The sequence below is a fragment of the Paraburkholderia sp. SIMBA_027 genome, from assembly GCF_046535315.1.
GTDB lineage: Bacteria > Pseudomonadota > Gammaproteobacteria > Burkholderiales > Burkholderiaceae > Paraburkholderia > Paraburkholderia tropica.
Map to the genome: position 1 here is coordinate 306,184 of NZ_JAWRWY010000011.1, position 21,435 is coordinate 327,618.

The following is a 21,435-nucleotide window of genomic DNA, read 5'->3' on the forward strand; positions in this document are numbered from 1 at the left end:
TTCTTCTTGAGGGTGACGACGGTCAGGTGAGCGCGCGCGACCAGCACTCGACGCTCATGCGCACGCCGGGGCCGCCCGGGCGGCGAGGTGCGCTTTGCGGCGCGTCGGCCTGGGTGCCTTGATGTTCGCCGTCTTGCTGGCCTTCGTGCGCTTGCGCGCCGGCATCGGACGCATCAGCTGCATCGATGGCATCGTGGGACCTGGCGAACTCGGGCGCGTCGTCGATGCGCAGCGTGAAATCGTGCACGCGCATCACGGCGGCCACCACGCTCAGGCCGAGGCCCGAGCCGGCGATGTGACGCACGGCGTCGCCGCGATAGAAACGTTGCAGCACGGCCGCGCGTTCGGCGGGCGCGATGCCGGGGCCGTTGTCGGCGACTTCGAGCTGCGGACCGAGCGGCGTCGCGCGCAGCGTCACGCTGACGATGCCGCCTTCCGGCGCGAACTTGATCGCATTGTCGATCAGATTGCTGAACGCCTCGAACAGCAGCGCGCGGTCGCCGTGAATCTCGCTCACCGTTTCCGCGCTCACGCGCCATTCGATCTCGCGGCTTTCCGCGAGCGGCTCGTACAGCTCGGCCAGTTCCTGCACGAGCGACTGCAGATCGACGGTCGCGAAACCGCCGCGCCGATGCAGCGTGCCGATCTCGGAGATGCGCAGCATCGCGCGAAAACGTTCGAGCAGCTGGCCGGTTTCGGTGCGCGCGCGCTCGAGCATGTCGGCGCCTTCTTCGTCGGCGCGCAGGCTTTCGCGTTCGGCGATGCGCGCGAGCAGCGTATGCAGATGCACGAGCGGCGTGCGCAGATCGTGCGCGATGCCGTCGCACGCGCCTTTCACTTCGCTCATCAGCCGCTCGATTTCATCGAGCATGTGATTGACGAGATGCGCGAGCATGTCGAGTTCGTCGTCGCCGCCCACGGGCAGACGCTGGTCGAGATCGCCGCGCGCGATGCATTGCGTGACGCGGCGGATTTCGCGCACGCGGCGGATCTGCCGCATGCCGAGCACGAGACCGCCCGCGGCCGCGCCGAGCAGCGCGAGCACCGCGCCCACGGCGAGCGTGCGCACCACGAATTCGCGGATCTCCAGCACGTTGGTCATGTCGCGCGTCACCACGAGGCGCATGCCGTTCGGGCGGATCTCGCCCATCGCGCGCACGATCGGCGACTGTTTGCGGTCGCGCAGCTTGAGCGTGTGCTTGAGCGTGCAGCCCACGCGGTCGTAGGTGATGTTGGGCGGCACTTCGAGCAGGTCGCCGGCCACGTAGCGGCCGTCGGCGGTGAACAGGCCATAGTAGTTCACGTGCATGCGTTCGTGCTCGAGGCGCTGATAGATCGCGTCGGGCAGTTGCGCGTCGGGAATCGAATCGAAGTAGATGAGCTGCCAGCTCATGATCGAGTCGGTGTCGCGTTCGATCGAACTGGTCGCACTCCACGCGATGAAGCCGACGAGCAGCGTGAGAAACACGCCGAACATCGCAGTGTAGGCGCACAGCCAGCGGAACGTCGTGGTGTGCCAGCGCCGGCGCGGCATGGCGGGCGCGGCGGCGGGGGAGGGACGGCTGGACACGCGGGATTATCCGAGAATATAGCCGGAGCCGCGCACGGTCTGGATAAGCGGCGGCACGCCCGGCGGATCGATTTTCTTGCGCAGGCGGCCCATGTGGACGTCGATCAGATTGGTGCCCGGATCGAAGTGATAGCCCCACACGGCCTCGAACAGCATGGTGCGCGTGATGGTCTTGCCCGCGTGGCGCATCATGAATTCGAGCACGCGGTATTCGGTGGGCAGCAGCGCGACTTCTTCGCCGTCGCGGCGCACCTTGCGCGAAATGAGGTCGAGTTCGAGCGGCCCGACGTGCAGCGCGGTTTCGCGCGCGACCGTCGCGGCCTGGCGGCGGCGCAGCAGCACTTCGAGCCGCGCCGTGAGTTCCTCGGGATCGAAGGGCTTGGTCAGATAGTCGTCGCCGCCCGCGCGCAGGCCGCGCACGCGTTCGTCCACGTCGCCGAGCGCGCTGAGCATCAGCACCGGCGTCTGGATGCCGACCGTGCGCATCGCCGTGAGAATCGACAGGCCGTCGACGCCCGGCAGCATCCGGTCGAGCGTGATGGCGTCGTATTCGTCGCTCATCGCGCGCGCCATGCCGTCGCGGCCGTTGTCGACCCAATCGACGGCAAAACCGCGCTGTGTCAGTTCACTGACGATTTCGTTGGCTGTGACGGCATCGTCTTCCACCGTCAATACACGCACCTGGCTCATGTCCTCGCACTCCGCCGCGCGCCCTCGCGCAGCCTCTCTCGAAATGCAAGTTTACCGTCGTGAGGCCGCCGTGCCGCGTTGGCTTTCATTAAATTAAATTTAAGTTTGCAAACAGCGAAACAGTGGTGGCGGCGGGCGGGCACGCCGCCACCGGCTTGCAACGGGCTTACGGACCGACCTCCCTACGTCGGCGCGGGCGTGCCGCGCAGATCGAGCTGATAGCCGAAGCGGTTGATCGTCTCGATCTGCGTGCGCGCGCCGTGCGTGATGAGCTTGCGGCGCAGCCGCGAGACCACCAGATTGACGCTCGACGGCTCGACGTCGCCCTTTTCCGGCCACGCGTAGCGGATCAGCTGCTCGCGCGCGACCGGCGCGTTGGCGTGCCGCAGCAGGCATTCCACGAGCAGATATTCGCGCGTGGTCAGCGAGATGCGGCGCTCGTCCTCGACCAGATCGCGCGTGAGCGGATCGAGCCGCGCCGCGCACGGACCGGACTGCGCGAGCGCGGTCCGGCGCAGCGCGAGCATGCGCTCCTGGATTTCGAGGATCGACCAGGGCTGCACGAAACAGGCGTCGGCGCCCGCGCGCAGCAGTCGCGCGCAATCGGCGGGCGTGCCGCGCGTGAGCGCGATCACCACGGCGGGCGCGTCGGGCAGACGCGTGAACGAGGCGAGCGCGTCGTGCAACCCCTCGGGCGCGTTGACGCTGGCCGCGCACAGGATCACCGTATCGAACGGCTCGTGCGAGGCGAGATAGACGGCGTAGTAGAGGTTGTCGGCAACCTCGACGCTATTGAGGCTTTCGCTCAGCGCCTTGTATAGATAGCCCCGCTCCGCGTCGGAGGAGGAGCACAGCAGAACTCTCATTGATAACGCGTATTGGGCCAGGAGTGGAAGGGCCAGCAGTCGATGGCGACCGTGGTGCCCGTGGAGATGGCTGCTGTCGTGGGCGCGTCGGCGAGCGTGGCTGCGCCGGTGTGAGCGCTTGTTGCGCTTGTTGCGCTCGTCGCGTTCATCGTGCTTACGGCGAGCGTCTGCGGGTCGGCATCGCCGATCGACAGGCGAAAGTCGTGCAGACGCAGCACGGCGGCCACGATGCCGAGCCCGAGTCCGGTGCCAGGCACGTGGCGCGCGGCTTCGCTGCGGTAGTAGCGGCCGAGCACGGCGTCGCGTTCTTCGGGGGCGATGCCGGGGCCGTTGTCGGTGACGCTGAAGCGCGGCCCGGCGTCGCTCGCGCGCAGCGTCACGCTGACGAAGCCGCCGCGCGGCGCGAACTTGATCGCGTTGTCGAGCAGATTGCTGAAGGCTTCGAAGAGCAGCGCGCGGTCGGCGTGGATCGGCGCGACCTCGGCCACGGCGATGCGCAGCTCGACGTCTTTCTCCTCGGCGAGCGGCGCGTAGAGATCGCAGAGTTCGTCGACGAGCGCCGGCAGCGCCACCTGCGCGAAGCCGCTGCGCCGCTTGATCGCGCCGATCTCCGAAATGCGCAGCAGCGCCGCGAAGCGCTCGAGCACCGTGTCGGCCTCGTTGCGCGCATCGACGAGCACGTTCGCGATGGCCGGCTCGCCGCGCCGCTGCATCGACTCGGCCGCGTGCGACAGGCGCAGCCGCAGCCGCGTGAGCGGCGTGCGCAGGTCGTGCGCGATGCCGTCGCAGGCGCTTTTCACTTCGGCCATCAGGCGTTCGACTTCGTCGAGCATGCGGTTGACGAGGTCGGCCAGCATGTCGAGTTCGTCGCGGCCCGCGACGGGCAGACGCTCGCCCAGCTCGCCGCCCGCGATGCGACCGGTCGCGCGACGGATCTCGGCGACGCGCCGGATCTGCCGCATGCTCAGCAGCAGGCCCGCGCAGAGGCTGCCGCACAGGCACAGCAGACCGCCGCCGAACAGCGCCTTGAGCAGTTCGTCGTGGACGTGGTGGACATCGGTGAGCGAGCGCGCCACGACGATGCGTGCGCCGTCCGCCCGCACTTCGCCCATCGCGCGCAGGGCGGGGACGGCCGTGCCGGTATCGAGGCGCACGGTCTGGCCGCTCGCGTGTTCGTGCGAACGGCCCCAGGGATCGAGCGTCAGTCCGGCGGGCAGGCTGTGGATGTCGCCCGCGAGCCAGCGGCCGTCGGGCGCGAACAGACCATAGAAGTTCTCGCGACGGTTTTCGCGATGCAGGCGCGTGTCGATGGCGGCGCCGAGCGCATCGTCGCTGCGCGAATCGAAATAGCGCAGTTGCCAGCGCAGGCCGCTGTCGGTCTCGCGGATCATCGCGCGCGTGACCGAGAACTCGATGAAGCCGAGCAGCACCATGAACGACACCGAGAAGATCGCGGCGTACGCGGCGAACCAGCGGAACGTGGTGGTCTGCCAGCGATCGTGGCCGATGGCCGCCGGGGCGGCGCCCGAGCGCGGCGCTTCCGGTACGAACGCGCCCGCGCGGCCGGCGACCCAGCCGGGGAGATTCATCGCGTGCCTCGCGCCGGCGCGTGCAACGCCGTGCCGCGTGCGAAGCATGCGGCGCGTTCTGCGCTTGCTGTGCGCCCGGCGTATCCGGCCCGCGATCGCGGCGTGAATGCGCTGACTGACATGATGACCTCCCCGATGGCTTGCTCCGCCGACGACAATCGATCGTCGCGCGACGGTCCGATCAGGACGGTTGCGCGCGTGCCCGGTCATGATAGTGGGGGCTTCACCGCGCAACGGCATCAAGACCATGAAGAGCGAGTCATGTTCTTACCGGCGGTTGACGCGTAGCTGTCAGTTTGTCAATGCGGGGGAACGCGAGGAGGACTTGGGTGCAGGGGCATCGATCGGCGTGCGAGGCTGCGCCGGTGCTTTTCGCCAATGTTCGGCTCGCGCTCATCCATGAACGTTGTTTCATCCTGCTGAGCGGATTGCGAAGTGAGCGGCTGCTTATTCTGGATTTCGCATGGGTGTCTGTACGGATGGGGATCGGGCGTAGCGGTGCTGTGCATCCTGCTCGGCCTTGCCATCGCCATCGTCATCGAACCGGATACCAATGTGTTCGTCCAGTCCGCTCACATTCAAAGGAGACAGCCGTGAAACCTCTGCTCAAGTTCGCGTTACTTCCACTCATCGGCGCGGCGAGTGCGAGCGCCTTCGCCGCCCCGCATCTCACGCCCAGGGAATGTCATGGCTATCCGTTCGTGCGGCCCGCGCACGAGGTCACGCATCAACAGTTGATGCAGGAGCTTCACGACCTGTCGCTGGTCGGTTACGACGAGCACGCCGTGGACAACGATTACCCATCCGATCTGCAAGCGGCCGAGCAACGGCTGGCCGAGCTTTATCGGCAGGATTGCGGCGCGCGCCATACCGCGTCGACCGCGCAACCGACTCGCTCCGCTCAAGCCGATTGATCGATTGATTGATGGGCGACGGTGCGGTCGCCGTCAGGTCACCGCGCCGGATTTAGCAGTGCACCTTCAAGGTGACCACCGGTCCGCAATGAGGTCGCGCTGCGCTTTTCTTCTCCTCCGATCGCTATTCATCACTCTCGATCCCATATTCGGGTACCTGGCCCGGGTAACCGGATATGGGAACCGGCTACCTTTACTTGAACTCCGCAGCCGCAAAGGTCAGTGTGATCGGCAAAGCCACAGCTCAAACGCTCCCATAGGCGGTGACCTCATCTGCAGGTTTTCTCCCATAACTTGCAACCACACCAATTTTCCTCCTTAATAATCAATGTATTAGTACGTATACTGAAAGTGGTTAACGAGGTAAACACGCCAAGGTAGCGCAATGTGGGAGCCTTCCAGCGGTTCACGCTCACAAGGTTACCGGCTATGGGGCCACGGAAGTTGGTGATCACTTACATTTGCAAAGGGTACCGGTTTTGGGAGATGTCTCTCTTATCGGACGCGGGTTTTAGTGTTTACCAAATACGCTTTAGAACCTTTAGTAAACCTTTAGGCGGCTGGAATCCTTGCCTGGCGTGGGTTTGCGGCCGAAAAGGTGTCGCACTATGGGGACTGCGGTACCGGCTATGGGGGCTCGGGGTTGTGGATATGGGATTTCGGTGCCCGCGGATGGGGATTTGAGGGTGTGGATATGGGAGCAAGGTCGCCCGGTATGGGAAAAATGCCCGGAAAGTCCTCAAGTCCACGTTTATGGGAAGCCTCGAAGGTCGCGTTTTATGGGACTTCTTGACTGCGTCGAGCCTGATTTCAGTCGCTGAATGGCCCGATTGGGTCACGCGTTATGGGAGATTCGAAAGGTAACCCCTTATGGTGGGCGTCGATTGACGCTCACACAGGTAGCCGAGATCGCATTTCCCGTGAACTCCAGCTGACGTGACCTGGAGAACAGGGCCTTTTCAAGGGTATCCAGTTATGGGATCGATTGAAGGTAGCCAGTTATGGTGGATCGAACGGCATCGACGTGCTGGAAACGGGCCGGTGCGGGCTGTTTCAGGTCGCCATTTATGGGGACAAGCAAAGGTTACCGCCAGTGGGACGATTCTCCAGTGCGAGGCACGGCAGACGTCGACCGCGCCTGAATGGCCAAAATCCCATATCCGTGCACCTGTGGGTAACTTTGTTTCGAGAGTGAGTACTCACATCTTTTCTAAAGGTTGCCGAATATGGGACGAGAGACGAGCGTTTCAGTCCAAAAGGTCACTGGATTTGGGATCGTTTCGTTGCAAGCTGGTCCGGGAGGAACTCGGCCCGGCGGCCTTCCCCACCGGGTTGAGTACTGCATCTGTCAACTTTTCCGACACACGATGTCGTGCTCTCGCACAGACGCGACGGCGGCCTTGAGTCACCTGGTCGCTTGGTATACAGTTACCAACCGACCAGGTTCCCTTTTTACGTGGGTCATATGGCAAGAAAAAAGGCCGACGCCGGCGATGCCGACAAGCAAGGCGCACTCGTATTTCAAGGCCAGCCGCCTGATCTCTTCCGCAAAGCGGTCCCCGCGATTCACATCGCCCCGAAGTCCGGATCGATCAGTCTCCAGCAGCGCAAGATGTTCAGCTCGCTGATCAAGAACGCGATCCGTCAGGACTCACTCGAGCCCGGCCGCTCCTCGTTCGAGATCACGATTTCCGCCCTGTCGCAGGACGTCGATCTGAACAGCAACAACACCGAATACGTCAAGGAAACGATCAACTCGTTGATCAGCACGGTCGTCAACTGGGACTACCTCACGCAGGATAAACGCAGCATCTGGAAGGCATCCGGTCTGCTTGCGGGCGCCGAACTCGAGCGTTCGGTGCTGCGCTATACGTTCTCGGAACAGATTCGCGGCGAACTGCTGAATCCCGAAATCTACGCGATGATCGACATGCGGATCACGCGTCAATTCAGGAAAGCGCATTCGCTGGCGCTCTGGGAAAACGTCGTGCGATACGAAGCGGTCGGCGTGACTGCGCGCTTTCCGCTCGCGACCTTGCGCGATCTGATTCTCGGCCAGGATACGTCGGCGCAATCGTACAAGCTCTACAAGCAATTCAAGAGCCGCGTGCTGGTGCCGTGCATCAAGGAAGTCAACGAGATTTCGGATCACAACTTCGAGCTGATCGAGCACAAGGTGGGGCGCTCCGTCGTCGCGTTGCAGTTTCGCGTGACGCGCAAGCCGGAGACCGATCCGTCGCAAGAACTGCGCGCCAATGAGACGCTGCTGATCGGCGAGATGTCGAAGTTCAGTATTCCGGTCTCGGAAGCGCGTCGTCTGTTCAAGCAGTACGGCGAGGAAAAGATCCGCACCGCGGTGGCCTACACGGCGGCGCGCGTGGCGCAGAAGAATGCCGCGCCGCTCGCGAATGTCGCGGCCTACTTCCGCAAGGCGTTGATGCAGGGCTACGAGTTGCCGGGCGCGAATGCCGCGGCCGGCGCCGCTCCCGATGCAGGCAAGGCGCGCGAAAGCCAGGATCAGGTGAAGGACCGCTACATCGCCGCGAAGATCAACGAGGCGCGTTCGTACTTCAACGAGCTCGAATACGACGATCAGACGGCGCTGATCAAGCGCTACAACGAGACGGTCGGGATGGACAAGCTCAAGGTCTCGACGTCGAAAGTGCCGAGCAAGATGGCATCGACGAACTTCTTCCGTTGGGTTGTCCTGGACACCTGGGGCCAACCGACGGCGACCGATCTGCTCGAATTCCTGCTTAGTGGACAGCAAGGCTCGGGTGCCGGCGATACGCAAGCGATGGGCGATATCGAACTCGCGTTGAAGACGCGCGAAGAGTGATTGGCGAATCGGGGTAGTGGTTTTGCCTCGGCGCATATGGGCATCATCGAGATGCTCAGTCTCGCAATAAAATCTGGCGAAATTTACCCAATAAAAATACATAGGTAAATTTCGACCGCTCTATTTCCCCTGATCTTCTGATCGTTGGATGCTGCGTTGGCGGCAGGTTCGGATCGAGCACGGGCGTTAGCGCTCGTTTTGACGTGGCTGTAGATTCCTGACGAATGGCGCCTGTTAATCTCCACGTGGAGATTGAGTATGTGGCGCTGACGATAGTACGGCGGCATAGGCCTACGCAGCGTGTCTTTGAGTAAGCGCGTCTGGTTAAGTCGCGAAATCGTGGATGGCTGTTGTATTGTCGTGGGACGTGATTCTCCACGTGGCGAATCACGTCCCACGTTCGAGGGCATCAAACCACACAGGTGATCTCTTTGATTTGATCCGCGCGATGATGGTCTGGCGGCGGCGATTTCCGGGATATTAGGCTGATGTGATCGCTTGATTGGCGCAAGCAGTCACTAGGCAGGAAAGCGCTGTTCTCCACGTGGAGAAAATCTTCTGAATGCAATTACATTAGGCAATCGATACGGCTTGAGATTAACCACCAAGCACATGTCCTGAGCGCTGCAACACAACTTAGGAATTCTGCGCCCCTGTTCCTTCAATCTCAAATCTATTTCAAACGAAGCTCGCTCTCCACGTGGAGATTGCCGTCCGTTTCACGCGTAAGCCGCGTTGACATTGAGACTCCCCAGTACGCATGCAATCCAGTCTGTTTCTCAATTCCGCATAGAACACGCAGGTCTGTGCAGATGGCGGCGCTAACATAGCCGACCCCGAGCCCTTCGTCGCCAAAGCATGAGCCATACACCTGATCTCCACGTGGAGATCAGACCTACGCCCTTAGCCTTCGCCAATCCGTTCCCAACCGCCTCGGCGCCTACAAAAAATAGCAAAACCCATTCACTCTCTTATCCCAATGGCCATTTTGGTGGTGAACAGCCAACGATTTGAGCCTGGAAGCTAGAATTTACTTTAACTTGCCGTTAGACTCCCAAAAGACTTGCTGGAGAGTCTCCACGTGGAGATTGAGCGTGGTGCACTTCTCCGTTGAACTTTGCATGGAGAACCGAATGGGTCTGGTCATCGCCGTAGCGAACCAAAAGGGTGGGGTCGGCAAAACCACCACCAGCATGAATTTGGCTGGTGCATTTCAAGCCGAAGGCTACAAAGTCTATGTCGCCGACGCCGACGGCCAGCAATCCTGCATGAGCTGGTGCGCGGCTGCGGGTCCGGAAACACCGCTTCCATTCCGCGTCGGTAGCATCAACAAGCTCGAAAAGATGATCGGGCCTGAAATTGCCGCATTGGCGAACGACTACGACGTCGTCATCGTCGACTGTCCGCCGAACATCAACGATCTCACCACCGCGCGCGTCCTCGCTGTTGCCGATGCAACCGTCATCCCGACGGACGCTTCTCCGATCGACATCTGGAGTAGCGAAGGGATGATGGAGTTGGTGGAGCGCACGCGCGTCGCGAATCCGGCTGGAAAATTCGCAATTTTGCTGAATAAATCGAATTCGAAAACGATCCTGCATACGCAGATGAGCGCAATCCTGGCTGAGAGCAACGTTCGCGTACTCGCTGCCACGGTCAAGCAACGCGAACTGTATCGTCAGGCCGCTGCACTCGGGCGCACCGTCTTCGACGTGCGGGGCGTTCGCGGGACGAAGATCGCCAAGGACGAGATCACGGCCGTCTACAACGAAATCATCGCGCTCGTTCAGGAAGAGGAGGTGGTCGATGGCAACTAAGCTCAATTTCACGAGCAAGGTTCGCGCGGGCATGGCGGTCGAGCGCGCTTCGGCTGGCGAGCGTCTGGCCGATGGCGACGTCGTCGGCATCGCGCAGCGCGACGCGGGCGCGGCCCCCGCCCCCGCCGAACAGGCTACAGCCCCGACCGCGCCACAAGTCGCACCGCAACCGGAGATCGCCGCAGTCATCGAGACGGTGGCAACCCATGCCGTGACGCGGATCTCCGTCGATGACGTCGTGTCGAATCCGTACAATCCGCGCGCGTTCTATAGCGCCGAGACGATCGATGAACTCGCGGAGAGCTTCGCGAGCCAAGGTCAGATCACGCCGATTCTGGTCACGCGCCTGCCGCAGTTCCCCGGCAAATACGTGATCGTCGACGGTGAGCGCCGGATTCGCGCGGCCCGTTCGCGCGGCGACAAGCTCATCGATGCCGATGTGCGTGACGGCCTCGACAACCAGAATCTCTATCTGCGCGCGTATCACGCGAACAAGGAGCGCGAAGAGCAGACCGTTTTCGACGACGCGCTTGCATGGAAAAAGCTCCTCGACGACGGCGTCTATGTCGATCAAACCGAACTGGGCGTCGCTGTGGGCGAGGACCCGAAGCACATCAGCAAGGTCATTTCGCTGACGTCGCTGCCGCCGTATCTGCTTCAGCGCATGGCGCAGAATCGTCAGGACATTGGCCTCGGGCATGCCTACAACATCAAGCTGATTTTCGATCGCGCGGGTGCGAGCGTTGCCGAGCATTGGCTCGAACAGGTAATCGAAGGGAAGGCGAGCGTGCGCAAGCTCGAAGCCGCTGCGTCGGCCGAGGCGGGTGCTCGGCGCGTGGGTCCGCGTCGCACGCATTATCAATCGCGCGTGCAATTCAGCCGTCCGGACGGTGTGGCGCTCGGCGAACTGAAACTGTTCGGCGACGGTCGCGCGGAGTTGAACCTCAAGGGCATCGCCGCAGCGGATCAGCAGCGCCTGGCCGAACGGATGAAGGCGGTCATCGACGAATGGGCGTCGGAAATGGAGCCCGTCGCCGTCGGTTGAGCGGGCGTCTGGCAATAATTTCGCACTAGACGCACGAGGAAGAGGGCAGGGCCGTCAGGTGCCTGCCCTCTTGCGTTTCTAGGGCGGTTTGCGTGCTTTCGCATCGATTTTCCGCGTCTTGTGACGGCGAGGGTCGAATCCGTGGAACACCGACCGATCATTTTGAAATCGCCGAAAACCCCGTCAAATCAAGGGGATATGAGACAATTCCTAGAATGTTTCACGCTCAGACGCGTTTCGCTGAGGGTCAAAGTGGGTTTATCCGCACCAAGCGACACTTCCCGGCGCTCAAGGCATTGAAGTGTAATGATGTGAATGTATTTCGTAGTTATCTGAACATTTATGCGCGAATTACCCGTGGATTGACAATTCTCGCTGCCTACGCCATGCTTGTAGGAATGAACCGTCGCCAAAGCCCGATTTCGCTGATTATTCGCACCATTCCTCGAATGGTGGGTTAGCGTACGACTGGCAAAAACGACAACGACCCGCCCCACGAGGCGGGTTTTTTATTTCCGCCTCCTGGCTAAACAAGTATCACAAGAGACAGCACAGGAGCCGTCATGCAGGCCAATTCGCGCCAAACCGCAGTCCAAGCCGACGCACACCACCCGCAGCAGACCGATTACCTCCGTTTGATCCTCACCGCGCGCGTCTATGACGCGGCCCGCGAAACCGAGCTCGAACCCGCGCCGAACCTCTCCGCGCGCATCGGCAACACGGTGCTGCTCAAGCGCGAGGACAACCAGCCGGTCTTCTCGTTCAAGCTGCGCGGCGCGTACAACAAGATGGCGCATCTTTCGCCTGAGCAGCGCGAGCGCGGTGTGATTACCGCGTCGGCGGGCAATCACGCGCAGGGCGTGGCGCTGTCGGCGGCGCGGCTCGGCGTGAAGGCGGTGATCTGCGTGCCGGAAACCACGCCGCAGGTGAAAGTCGACGCCGTGCGCGCGCACGGCGGCCAGACCGTCGAAGTCGTGCAGGCGGGCGAGTCCTACAGCGATGCCTACGCCCACGCCGTGCGTCTGCAGGAAGAACGCGGCCTGACCTTCGTGCATCCGTTCGACGATCCGCACGTGATCGCCGGCCAGGGCACCGTCGCGATGGAAGTGCTCAGCAAGCATCAGGCCCCGATTCACGCGATCTTCGTGCCGATCGGCGGCGGCGGTCTGGCGGCGGGCGTGGCCGCGTACGTGAAGGCCGTGCGCCCTGAGATCCGCGTGATCGGCGTGCAGACCGACGACTCGTGCGCGATGGCGCAGTCGCTGAAGGCAGGCAAACGCGTCGAGTTGAGCGAAGTCGGCCTGTTCGCGGACGGCACGGCCGTGAAGCTGGTCGGCGAGGAAACCTTCCGGCTGTGCCAGCAGTATCTCGATGAAGTCGTGACCGTCGATACGGACGCGCTCTGCGCCGCGATCAAGGACGTATTCCAGGACACGCGCAGCGTGCTCGAACCGGCGGGCGCGCTGGCCGTGGCGGGCGCGAAGAAGTACGCCGAGCGCGAAGGCATCGCGGGCCAGACGCTGATCGCGATCACGTCGGGCGCAAACATCAACTTCGACCGCATGCGTTTCGTGGCCGAGCGCGCCGAAGTGGGCGAGGCGCGCGAAGCCGTGTTCGCCGTGACAATCCCCGAAGAACGCGGCAGTTTCAAGCGTTTTTGCGAACTCGTGGGCACGCGCAGCGTGACCGAATTCAACTACCGTATCGACGACGCCGAGCGCGCGCATATCTTCGTTGGCGTGCAGATCCGCAATCGTGGGGAATCGCGGCAGATCGCGCAGACCTTCGTCGAGCACGGTTTTCCGTGCGTCGATCTCACCGGCGACGAACTCTCGAAGCAGCACATCCGCTACATGGTCGGCGGACGTTCGCCGCTCGCGCACGACGAGCGGCTGTTCCGCTTCGAGTTTCCGGAGCGTCCGGGCGCGCTGATGCGCTTCCTCTCGTCGATGGCGCCGAACTGGAACATCAGCCTGTTCCACTACCGCAATCAGGGCGCGGATTACAGCTCGATTCTGGTCGGGATTCAGGTGCCGGCGGCGGAAGACGCGGAGTTCCGCCGCTTCCTCGCCACGCTCGGCTATCCGCATTACGAAGAGACGCAGAATCCGGCGTATCGGTTGTTTCTCAAGTAATTCGACATCCTGAGTACTTGATGAGTGTTCCCGAGCCTCTTGCTCGACGCGCTGCGAGGCCGGGAACACGACGCCGCAATTCGCGGCAAAATATCGATTCGATCTTCCGCTGGATTCCCGCACTCCCGTTCTTCAGGCGCCTCACCATGAATCGAATCGATCCCACTGAAATCACCGGCTGGCACGCTCACATTTATTTCGATGCCGATACGCGCGACGCCGCGTGGGCCTTGCGCGAAATCATCGACGCGCGTTGGGGCAATACCGTGCAAATCGGTCGTTTCCACGAGCGTCCGGTTGGGCCGCATCCGATGTGGTCGTATCAGCTCGCGATCGCCAACGCGGACTTCGCCGACGTCTTTGCATGGCTTACGCTTAATCACGGTCGTTTCGACGTATTCGTGCATCCGAATACCTCCGATTCTCTGCGCGATCATCGCGATTCCGCGGTGTGGATCGGCCGTTCGCACACGCTCAATCTCGGCGCATTCGGCGTGTGAGATTTCTTCGCGCACGTCGCGACAGCAACACATTGTGCTGATCCGTTGGTTCGGATGCCAAATAAAACGCGCTAATCGTGTGAATAATAAGTCTTTAAAGCGGCCGTAAAGAGCCGCACAAATTCCGCCAATGGGCACGCTGTGCACCACAATAAATCGCGCCAAACGACTCAATAACGACGTAATTTTTACCGCTAAACCACAGTTAAAGCGACGCTAATTCGTCAGTCGAAACCGGTGCGTCAATTCGCTGTTCCAGCCCTCTTTGCATTCCTGCATAATCGCGCGTTTTGCCGGAAAAGCCCGGCAGAAACGCGTTCCGACGCTCTCCCGCAGCAATGCTCAAGTTCATTCGTGTTCTGCCGTTAGTCAGGATGCGCAATCAATTTTCTGCAATCGAATGGCGTTGCCGGATTGAAAGCTGCCGAACGATGTTCGCATCGTGACGCAGAGGGAGTAAGGGCATGAATGGACGCGCCAGCAATAACCGGCATTACACCGGCCGGGGCGACTTCTCGAATAAACAACAAAAGGCTTGTCATGCGGTTTTCCACACTCAAACTCGAAGCGGCTGCCGTGCTGGCCGCTGCGCTTCTCGCTGCTTGCGGCGGCGGTGGCGGTGATTCGTCCGCCTCGTCCGGCTCGTCGTCCACCAACTCGTCCGGCAGCAGTTCGTCGCGCTCCTCCGCGACCAGCGTGCCGACCACGTCCAGCTCGGGCTCGAGCGACGTTGTGCTGCTCGCGCCTGCCGCCACCGCCACGACGTTGCCTTCGGCCAGCGGCAATGCGACCACCGACGGCATCGCCTGGCTGAACGCCGTGCGCCAGAACGTCGGCCTCGCCACGCTGCCGACCGACGCCGGGCTCGCCACGGCGTCGCTCGACCACGCAACCTATCTGGTCGACAACCAGACCTACGGCCATACCGAAGTCTCCGGCAACACCGGTTACACGGGCGCATCGCCGTTCGACCGTATCCAGGCCGAAGGCTCGTACTCGATGATGGGCGAAGTGGTGGTGGCCGGTCAGCCCGCCGCGTTCAACGACAGCCTGTCGCCGGTCGAAACGCTGTTCGACGCGCCGTTCCATCGCATCGTCATGCTCGACGACTTCACGCTGATGGGCGTCGGCTCCATGCAGAACGCGAGCTGGGAAGCATTCAACATCGACTTCGGCAGCAAGGGCGCCGACACGATGTCTGTCACCACGCTCGTCGCGTATCCGTACTCCGGCCAGCAGGGCGTGCCGACGAGCTGGTTCTCGAACGAAGATCCGAACCCGTTCGCGAGCCAGCCGACTTACGAAAATACGACGGTCGGCTATCCGGTGACGATCCAGAGCGCCTTCGGCACCACGCTCAGCTCGTTGAACTTCACGATTACGTCGGCGAGCGGCGTGAGCGTCTCCTGCCTGCCGCAGACGCCGCAAACCACGCCGTCCGAACTCAGCAACGCGGCGATGTGCGTGCCGTACACGGCGCTCGCGAGCGGCACGACCTACACGGTGCAGGTGACCGGCGTGCTGACCGATTCGTCGAGCAAGACGTACTCGATCAACGTGGCGTGGACGTTCACGACGGCGGCGTCGGGCATCGCGCATTCGGCGGTGCAAAGCACGCAAAGCCGTCCGCTGCCGAAGTTCTGATCGCCGCGAACGCAGCGCGCAGCACGTAACACGTAGCACGCAGCAAAACAAAGGGGCCGCATCGAGCGACCCCTTTTGTTCATGTGCGCGCGTCGAGCGCGCGCGATCTTGCCGTGCAGATTGCGCGACTCAATGCCCGAACGATTCGGTTTTCGCCGCGCGCGTCGCTTCGATCGCCTGCGGCCGGGCCGCCTGTTTCACCAGCAGCGCCGCGCACGCGACAAGACCTGCCACGGCGATCGTCGCGAAGATGCCGGCGAACGAGAAATGACGGCGCGCGAGTTCGGCCACGAGGAACGAGCCGGCGATGCCGCCGAAGCGTCCGATGCCGAGCATCCACGCGACGCCGGTGCCGCGGCCCTGGGTCGGATAGAAGGCGGCGGCGAGCGCGGGCATCGACGACTGCGCGGTGTTCATCAGCACGCCGGCCACGAACACGATCAGCACGAGCGCGCCGACGTTGCCCACCGCCTGGCCGATCAGCCAGACCGACAGCGCGGTGAGCGCGTAGCAGGCCGCGATGATGCGATTGGCGTTGAAGCGATCCATCAGCACGCCGCACAGCACCGCGCCGATGCCGCCGAGCGGGAACAGCGCGGCGATCAGCGTCGCGTGCGCGGGCGGCAGGCCGGCGTCCTTGAGCAGCAGCGGCATCCAGTTGATCGACGCGTAGAAGATCACGAGGCCCATGAAATAGGCGATCCACAGCATTACCGAGCCGATCAGATAGCGGGCCGACAGCACCACGCCGAGGCCCTTGCCTTCTGCGTGCGGCGCGGTTTCGGTCATCGTGAACGACTGGGCCGCGAGCGCATCGGCGGAAATGCGCGCCAGCGCGGTGCGGATGCGTTCGGCCGGTTTCGCGTTCGCCACCATGTAGCGCACCGACTCGGGCATGCGCAGCGCAAGCGGCACGGCCAGCACGAGCGGCGTGACGCCGCCTAGCACGAGCACGCTGCGCCAGCCGAAGTGCGGGATCATCCACGCGGCGAGAAAACCGCCGAACGCCGCGCCGAGCGGGAAGCCGCAAAACATCAGATTGATGATGGTCGCGCGGCGATTGTCGGGGCAGTACTCGCCCATCATCGTGACCGCGTTGGGCATCGCCGCGCCGAGCCCCACGCCCGTGACGAAGCGCAGCCAGGTCAGATGGTCGATGCTGGTGGCGAATGCCGAGCCGAGGCACGCGACGCCGAACACCAGCACCGAGCCGAGCAGCATCGCGCGGCGGCCGAGCCGGTCGGAGAGCGGGCCCGAGGCGAGCGCGCCGAACGCGAGGCCGAACAGCGCGGCGCTGAGCACCGGCGCGAGCGCGGGTTTGGCGATGCCCCATTCGCCGAGCAGCGACGGCGCGATGAAACCGATCGCCGCCGTGTCGAAGCCGTCGAGCAGGACGATCGCGAAACACATCGCGAAGATGAACCACTGGAACGGAGAAAACGGATGCTCGTTGAGAAACGTCTGAACGTTGACGGCGGGACTGCGACTCATGAATGTCTCCTCGTTGCGTGAGCGCGCGCGTGGGTTCGCGCGGAGCACGCTTCTTATGCTTGAAATGCCGAGCACGAATAGTACGCCCGTGCGTGCGCGGCCGATATCGGGGACATTATCGAGTGAGGGCGGCGGGCTGGCGCGCGAGACGCATCCGCGAGACGGCGCGCTTCGTATCTTTGCTGACGGCCGGTGCGCGCAGGACGGGCGCGCCAACCCGAACGTGCGCGAGCGTGTCGAACACACCATTTGTTGGCGTGTCGAATCAGCATCGAGCCCGGCGTAGTCTGGAGTAGCGATCTGGCCTGGATGGCCAAAGGAGTCCGACGTGAAGATCCCGGCGTTTTTCCCCAAGGCGCGCACCGGCGCGCTCGTTCTCGTTGCCGCCACCGTTGCGGTGGCCGCCGCGCTGCCCGCGCGTAGCGCCTTCGCGCAGATGTCCGCCGCGGACGATCTGCGTTCGCCGCAAAACGGCCTTCAGCTGATGCCGGACGCCCCCCGCGGCAGCGAATATCCCACGCACGGCAATCGTCAGGCGGGCGAGTTGCCGGTCGGGCCCACCGATCCGCGCGGCCAGTTGGCCAACGGTCTGCCGAACAATGCGCAGGCGGGCGGTTACGGCGCGCCGCAAGCGGGCGTGCGCACGTCGTCCGGTATGTAAGGTGGCGCGATGCTCGGGTCAATGCCTCCGCGCTAGATCCGTCCGGGCAGCCAGGCGAGGTGCGCTTCGACGCTCTCGCCGGGCGCGAGCACGGTGCCGCCCACGTCGAGCCGGCCCGCGAGTCCGTCGAGTTGCAGATTCAGCCAGTCCGTCGTGTTGCTGACGGGCTCCGCACAGAACCACGGCAATCCCGCCGCGCTATAGAGCACGAAGTAGTCGAGCGGCGCACTCGCGCGCAGCGTGAGGCGCCGCCCTTCGGCCGGCCACTCGATCAGCGCCTCGCGACGCCAGCCGGAAAAATTGTTGTCGAGATCGAATTCATCGACGACGAGACCGTCTTCGAGCGCCTCCACGGCCGGATGCGCGCTGAGCGTGACCGGCAGCACCTCGGCGTCGATCTCCCACATCGCACGCACGCGCGCGGCGATGCGCGTGCCGGGCGGGCGCGGATAGTACGGGTGATGGCCGAAGCCGAACGGCATGGCGCGCGTGCAGAGATTGCGCGCCCACAGCCGCACGGCGAGCCCGCTTTCGTCGAGCGTGATGTGCTGGCGCGCCTCATAGCTGAACGGCCAGCCCTCGCCGCCGCGCGCGGGCGCCTCGTGCACGAAATGCAGCGTGACCGAACCGGCGTCGCGCGATTCGACGCTCCACGGCCGCCGCCACGCATGGCCATGCAGCGCGTGACGCAGCGCGCCCGTGCCGCTCGGCAGGTCGATCATCTCGCCTTCGAAGCGAAAGCGTCCGTCGCGGATGCGGTTGCAGTACGGCATCAGCGGAAAACTCGCCATGCCGAGCGGATCGCGTGCGTCGAGCGCCTCCGCTGTCGCGGGGCGCAGCCAGTGTTGCGCGCCGTGGATCGGATCGTCGTCATAAAAGGCGGCAATCGAGCCGCCGACGTGCGGGGCGATCAGCGCGCGCGAGGCGCCATGCGCGAGCGCGATGAGCTGGTTGTCGTCGAGCGCGGCGGCGTCGAACGGCGTTGGCGAGGCGGCGCGGGCGATCGAGGCCCGGCGTGGCGAGGAGGCGGTCAAAGGCGCGGTCTCCGGAAGCGGGAAAGCGGGGAAGAAGCGAGTCGGAATAGTCGTGTAATTGTTACTAATAAAAAATAATATAGTCGCGATCGATGGGAGAAGGAGAGGATGTCGTATGGCGACTTACGCTAATTGTTTGGCCTAAATATTAGTGCTACGCTTCGGCCCAACAGCGCGGGCCCGGCCCGCGCCGCCTTCCGGCCGCCATGCGGCGAAGCGCGACGCCGTTCGGCAACGCGCTTCGCGGCACGCCTGGCGGCTCGATTTGCGGACAATCCGCACGATCCGCGGCTCACCTCGCATCCGATGAAAAAATCGACCCAGCGCCGTCCGACCATGACCGATATCGCGAAGACCGCGGGCGTGTCGCAATCGACGGTCTCTCTCGTTCTCAATGGCGCGGTCGGCGCCAAGCTCTCCGAGGCCACCCGCAACAAGGTCCACGAAGTCGCGCAGCAACTCGGCTATCAGTTGCCCGTGCGCGCCGCGCAGCCGCCCGCGCGCGCGGGCGATCGCAACCTGATCGTCTATGTCGCCGACGAGGTGTCGACCAGTCCGCATCCGGTCGTGAGCATCGACGGTGCGCGCGACGCCGCCTGGAACGCGGGCTGCGTGCTCGCCGTGTTCTCCACGCACGGCAACGCACAGATGGAGCAGCAGGTGTTGCAGACGCTCGCGATGCCCAACGTGCTCGGCGTGATCTACGCCACGGTCTACACGCGCAAGGTCGCGGTGCCGCCCGCGCTGCTCAAGGTGCCGGCGGTGCTGCTGAACTGCTACGCGTCGGACCACGCGCTCTCCTCGGTCGTGCCGGCCGAAGTCGCGGGCGGTCACACGGCCACCGACTATCTGATCGCGGCGGGCCACCGGCGCATCGGCTTCATCAACGGCGAGACCTGGCAGGATGCGGCGAAGGATCGTCTCAAGGGCTATCGGCAGGCGCTTGCGACCGCCGATCTGCTATTCGACGAGCGCCTCGTGCGCGACGGCGACTGGAGCCCGGATCAGGGTTTCGAGCTCACGCTCTCGCTGATGCGCGAGCCGCAGCCGCCCACGGCCATTTTCTGCGCCAACGACCTGATGGCGATCGGCGCGATCGAGGCGCTCAAGCAACTCGGTCTGCGCGTGCCCGAGGACGTCTCCGTGATGGGTTACGACGACCAGGAAATCGCGCGTCACACGCACCCGGCACTCACCACGGTCGTGCTGCCGAACTACGAGCTCGGCCGCTGGGCCGTCGACACGCTGCTCCAGGAGGAGCAGAACCGCAGTGCCGGCGCGCCCGTGCGCCATCGCACCGTCAAGCTCGACGGGCCGCTCATCGAGCGCGCCTCGGTCTGTGCGCCCAGCACCGCCGCGGCACCCGTGAATACCCTCATTAATATCTCCTGATTCATACTGGTAATATTAGTTGAAGCAGTGGCCGTAATATCCGTCACACGCACCATGCAGATGCGTGTGCCGGAGATCAGGAAGACAGAAAGACAACAAGGCAGCGGGAGGGCGCGCAGCCCGTACCGTCCACGTCATTTCACCGCTTTGCATGGGACCGCCCCAAGAGCCTCAGTGCCCCCGCGGTCAACAGGAGACAGCCATGCGTCATCAACGAATCCAGTCCGCCCTCTTTGCCGCCGGTCTGTGCGCGGCGCTTGCCGCGTTCGCTTCGAGCAGCGCCTATGCGCAGTCCGACGCCGGCGCGCAGAAGGTCCAGGCCAATTCCAGCGAGACCTGCACGAATCCCAAGCCGTCCAACCTGAAACTGAGCGGCATGGTGGTCGGGTTCTCGCAATCGGAGAACGAACAGAATCCGTTCCGTGCGACGGAAACCGCGTCGGTGCGCGCGGCCGCGAAGGCGGCGGGCGTGAAGCTGCTGTATACGAACGCCAATGCGAACCAGGCCAAGCAGGTCGCCGACATCGAAAGCATGATCAATCAGGGCGCACAGGCGCTGATCGTCGCGCCGAACGACTCGACCGGCCTGCAACCCGCCTTCGCGCAGGCGCGCGCCAAGGGCATTCCGGTCGTCACGATCGACCGTCAGACGGCGGGCACGGTCTGCGAGGATTTCATCACCTTCCTCGGCTCGGACTTCTACAAGCAGGGCGAGCGCGCGGCCAAGGCGCTTGCGGACGCGACCGGCGGCAAGGCCGTGATCGCCGAAATCCAGGGCGGCTACGGCAACACGGTCGAAAGCCAGCGCACCGACGGTTTCGCGGCGGGGCTCAAGGCCTATCCGAACATGAAGATCGCCGCCGCGCAGACGGCCAACTGGTCGACCACCGAAGCGCAGAAAGTGATGGAGCAGATCCTGCTCGCGCATCCGGACGTCGACGCCGTCTACACGCACGCCGACACCATGACGGTCGGCGCGATCACCGCGCTGCGCCAGGCGGGCAAGCTCAAGGGCGTGAAGATCGTGTCGATCGACGGCACCAAGGAAATTGTCACCGATATCGATCAAGGCAGGGTGGCGGCGGACGTCGAAACCAATCCGCGCTTCGGGCCGCTCGCGTTCAAGTCGCTCGAGGACTGGCTCGCGGGCAAGCCGGTCGCGCAAAAGCAGATCATGGACGACGCGCTGTTCGACAAGACCAACGCGAAGCAGTCGCTCGCGGCGGGCAAGGTCTACTGAGCGGCGGC

General features: G+C 63.5%; 18 protein-coding genes. 11 read left to right on the top strand and 7 right to left on the bottom strand.

Annotated features, from left to right (window positions below):
* Positions 1 to 22 precede the first annotated feature (22 nt).
* From SB764_RS22280 to SB764_RS22295, 4 genes are all read right to left on the bottom strand, one after another.
* The gene (locus tag SB764_RS22280; RefSeq protein WP_110329682.1) at positions 23 to 1,534 is read right to left on the bottom strand and encodes a sensor histidine kinase; all 1,512 of its coding nucleotides are present in this window, start codon (positions 1,532 to 1,534) and stop codon (positions 23 to 25) included.
* Between the two features lie 42 nt (positions 1,535 to 1,576).
* Positions 1,577 to 2,251 carry a response regulator transcription factor gene (locus SB764_RS22285; RefSeq protein WP_065059912.1) on the bottom strand — a complete coding sequence of 225 codons (675 nt, stop codon included), beginning with the start codon at positions 2,249 to 2,251 and terminating at the stop codon, positions 1,577 to 1,579.
* A gap of 191 nt (positions 2,252 to 2,442) precedes the next feature.
* Positions 2,443 to 3,126 carry a response regulator transcription factor gene (locus tag SB764_RS22290; protein ID WP_110329681.1) on the bottom strand — a complete coding sequence of 228 codons (684 nt, stop codon included), beginning with the start codon at positions 3,124 to 3,126 and terminating at the stop codon, positions 2,443 to 2,445.
* Positions 3,123 to 4,715, bottom strand: a complete 1,593-nt coding sequence (locus tag SB764_RS22295; protein ID WP_410864908.1) for an ATP-binding protein — start codon at positions 4,713 to 4,715, stop codon at positions 3,123 to 3,125. The genes SB764_RS22290 and SB764_RS22295 overlap by 4 nt, the downstream gene beginning before the upstream one ends.
* Before the next feature lie 593 nt (positions 4,716 to 5,308).
* Between SB764_RS22295 and SB764_RS22300 the strand changes: the two genes are divergently transcribed.
* The 7 genes from SB764_RS22300 to SB764_RS22330 all read left to right on the top strand — a co-directional run bounded on the left by SB764_RS22300 (position 5,309) and on the right by SB764_RS22330 (position 13,965).
* Positions 5,309 to 5,629: a DUF4148 domain-containing protein gene (locus SB764_RS22300; protein ID WP_065059902.1), complete on the top strand. Its 321-nt coding sequence runs from the start codon at positions 5,309 to 5,311 to the stop codon at positions 5,627 to 5,629.
* Between the two features lie 1,465 nt (positions 5,630 to 7,094).
* On the top strand, positions 7,095 to 8,468 hold the full coding sequence (locus SB764_RS22305) for a replication initiation protein (RefSeq protein ID WP_065059903.1): 1,374 nt from the start codon (positions 7,095 to 7,097) through the stop codon (positions 8,466 to 8,468).
* 1,133 nt (positions 8,469 to 9,601) lie between these two features.
* Complete coding sequence (parA, locus tag SB764_RS22310) at positions 9,602 to 10,285, top strand: ParA family partition ATPase (RefSeq protein ID WP_410864911.1); 684 nt, start codon at positions 9,602 to 9,604, stop codon at positions 10,283 to 10,285.
* Positions 10,275 to 11,330, top strand: a complete 1,056-nt coding sequence (locus SB764_RS22315; protein WP_124262180.1) for a ParB/RepB/Spo0J family partition protein — start codon at positions 10,275 to 10,277, stop codon at positions 11,328 to 11,330. Before parA ends, SB764_RS22315 begins: the two co-directional genes overlap by 11 nt.
* 92 nt (positions 11,331 to 11,422) lie before the next feature.
* The gene (locus SB764_RS22320) at positions 11,423 to 11,791 is read left to right on the top strand and encodes a hypothetical protein (protein ID WP_124263366.1); all 369 of its coding nucleotides are present in this window, start codon (positions 11,423 to 11,425) and stop codon (positions 11,789 to 11,791) included.
* A 102-nt stretch (positions 11,792 to 11,893) separates the two neighbouring features.
* Positions 11,894 to 13,465: a threonine ammonia-lyase, biosynthetic gene (ilvA, locus tag SB764_RS22325; protein ID WP_183040608.1), complete on the top strand. Its 1,572-nt coding sequence runs from the start codon at positions 11,894 to 11,896 to the stop codon at positions 13,463 to 13,465.
* A 146-nt stretch (positions 13,466 to 13,611) separates the two neighbouring features.
* Positions 13,612 to 13,965 (top strand): DOPA 4,5-dioxygenase family protein, encoded by a 354-nt coding sequence (locus SB764_RS22330; protein ID WP_065057933.1) that lies wholly within the window; start codon positions 13,612 to 13,614, stop codon positions 13,963 to 13,965.
* Between the two features lie 365 nt (positions 13,966 to 14,330).
* Here SB764_RS22330 and SB764_RS22335 read toward each other — a convergent pair whose 3' ends face one another.
* Complete coding sequence (locus SB764_RS22335) at positions 14,331 to 14,672, bottom strand: hypothetical protein (RefSeq protein WP_410864913.1); 342 nt, start codon at positions 14,670 to 14,672, stop codon at positions 14,331 to 14,333.
* On the opposite strand from SB764_RS22335, the gene SB764_RS22340 reads away from it, so the two are divergent.
* Positions 14,662 to 15,609, top strand: a complete 948-nt coding sequence (locus SB764_RS22340; RefSeq protein WP_410864915.1) for a CAP domain-containing protein — start codon at positions 14,662 to 14,664, stop codon at positions 15,607 to 15,609. The genes SB764_RS22335 and SB764_RS22340 overlap by 11 nt on opposite strands.
* A 129-nt stretch (positions 15,610 to 15,738) precedes the next feature.
* Here SB764_RS22340 and SB764_RS22345 read toward each other — a convergent pair whose 3' ends face one another.
* Entirely contained in the window at positions 15,739 to 17,100 is a 1,362-nt protein-coding gene (locus SB764_RS22345) for an MFS transporter (RefSeq protein WP_074987877.1), read from the bottom strand.
* A gap of 397 nt (positions 17,101 to 17,497) precedes the next feature.
* On the opposite strand from SB764_RS22345, the gene SB764_RS22350 reads away from it, so the two are divergent.
* Positions 17,498 to 17,761 (top strand): hypothetical protein, encoded by a 264-nt coding sequence (locus SB764_RS22350; RefSeq protein ID WP_065057941.1) that lies wholly within the window; start codon positions 17,498 to 17,500, stop codon positions 17,759 to 17,761.
* A gap of 32 nt (positions 17,762 to 17,793) precedes the next feature.
* Here the strand turns inward: SB764_RS22350 and SB764_RS22355 are convergent, their stop codons facing one another.
* Positions 17,794 to 18,795: an aldose 1-epimerase gene (locus SB764_RS22355; protein WP_321903609.1), complete on the bottom strand. Its 1,002-nt coding sequence runs from the start codon at positions 18,793 to 18,795 to the stop codon at positions 17,794 to 17,796.
* Between the two features lie 306 nt (positions 18,796 to 19,101).
* Here SB764_RS22355 and SB764_RS22360 point away from each other — a divergent pair, with 306 nt between their 5' ends.
* Together SB764_RS22360 and SB764_RS22365 are read left to right on the top strand one after the other, a co-directional pair.
* On the top strand, positions 19,102 to 20,187 hold the full coding sequence (locus SB764_RS22360) for a LacI family DNA-binding transcriptional regulator (RefSeq protein ID WP_082991687.1): 1,086 nt from the start codon (positions 19,102 to 19,104) through the stop codon (positions 20,185 to 20,187).
* A gap of 202 nt (positions 20,188 to 20,389) precedes the next feature.
* The gene (locus SB764_RS22365; protein ID WP_110330081.1) at positions 20,390 to 21,427 is read left to right on the top strand and encodes an ABC transporter substrate-binding protein; all 1,038 of its coding nucleotides are present in this window, start codon (positions 20,390 to 20,392) and stop codon (positions 21,425 to 21,427) included.
* Positions 21,428 to 21,435: the final 8 nt, after the last annotated feature.

Coding starts and splice junctions, on each gene's coding strand:
- SB764_RS22315 (WP_124262180.1), top strand. CDS start 10,275: ATGGCAACTAAGCTCAATTTCACGAGCAAGGTTCGCGCGGGCATGGCG.
- SB764_RS22345 (WP_074987877.1), bottom strand. CDS start 17,100: ATGAGTCGCAGTCCCGCCGTCAACGTTCAGACGTTTCTCAACGAGCAT.
- SB764_RS22280 (WP_110329682.1), bottom strand. CDS start 1,534: ATGCCGCGCCGGCGCTGGCACACCACGACGTTCCGCTGGCTGTGCGCC.
- parA (WP_410864911.1), top strand. CDS start 9,602: ATGGGTCTGGTCATCGCCGTAGCGAACCAAAAGGGTGGGGTCGGCAAA.
- SB764_RS22290 (WP_110329681.1), bottom strand. CDS start 3,126: ATGAGAGTTCTGCTGTGCTCCTCCTCCGACGCGGAGCGGGGCTATCTA.
- SB764_RS22365 (WP_110330081.1), top strand. CDS start 20,390: ATGCGTCATCAACGAATCCAGTCCGCCCTCTTTGCCGCCGGTCTGTGC.
- SB764_RS22360 (WP_082991687.1), top strand. CDS start 19,102: ATGAAAAAATCGACCCAGCGCCGTCCGACCATGACCGATATCGCGAAG.
- SB764_RS22295 (WP_410864908.1), bottom strand. CDS start 4,715: ATGAATCTCCCCGGCTGGGTCGCCGGCCGCGCGGGCGCGTTCGTACCG.
- SB764_RS22305 (WP_065059903.1), top strand. CDS start 7,095: ATGGCAAGAAAAAAGGCCGACGCCGGCGATGCCGACAAGCAAGGCGCA.
- SB764_RS22330 (WP_065057933.1), top strand. CDS start 13,612: ATGAATCGAATCGATCCCACTGAAATCACCGGCTGGCACGCTCACATT.
- ilvA (WP_183040608.1), top strand. CDS start 11,894: ATGCAGGCCAATTCGCGCCAAACCGCAGTCCAAGCCGACGCACACCAC.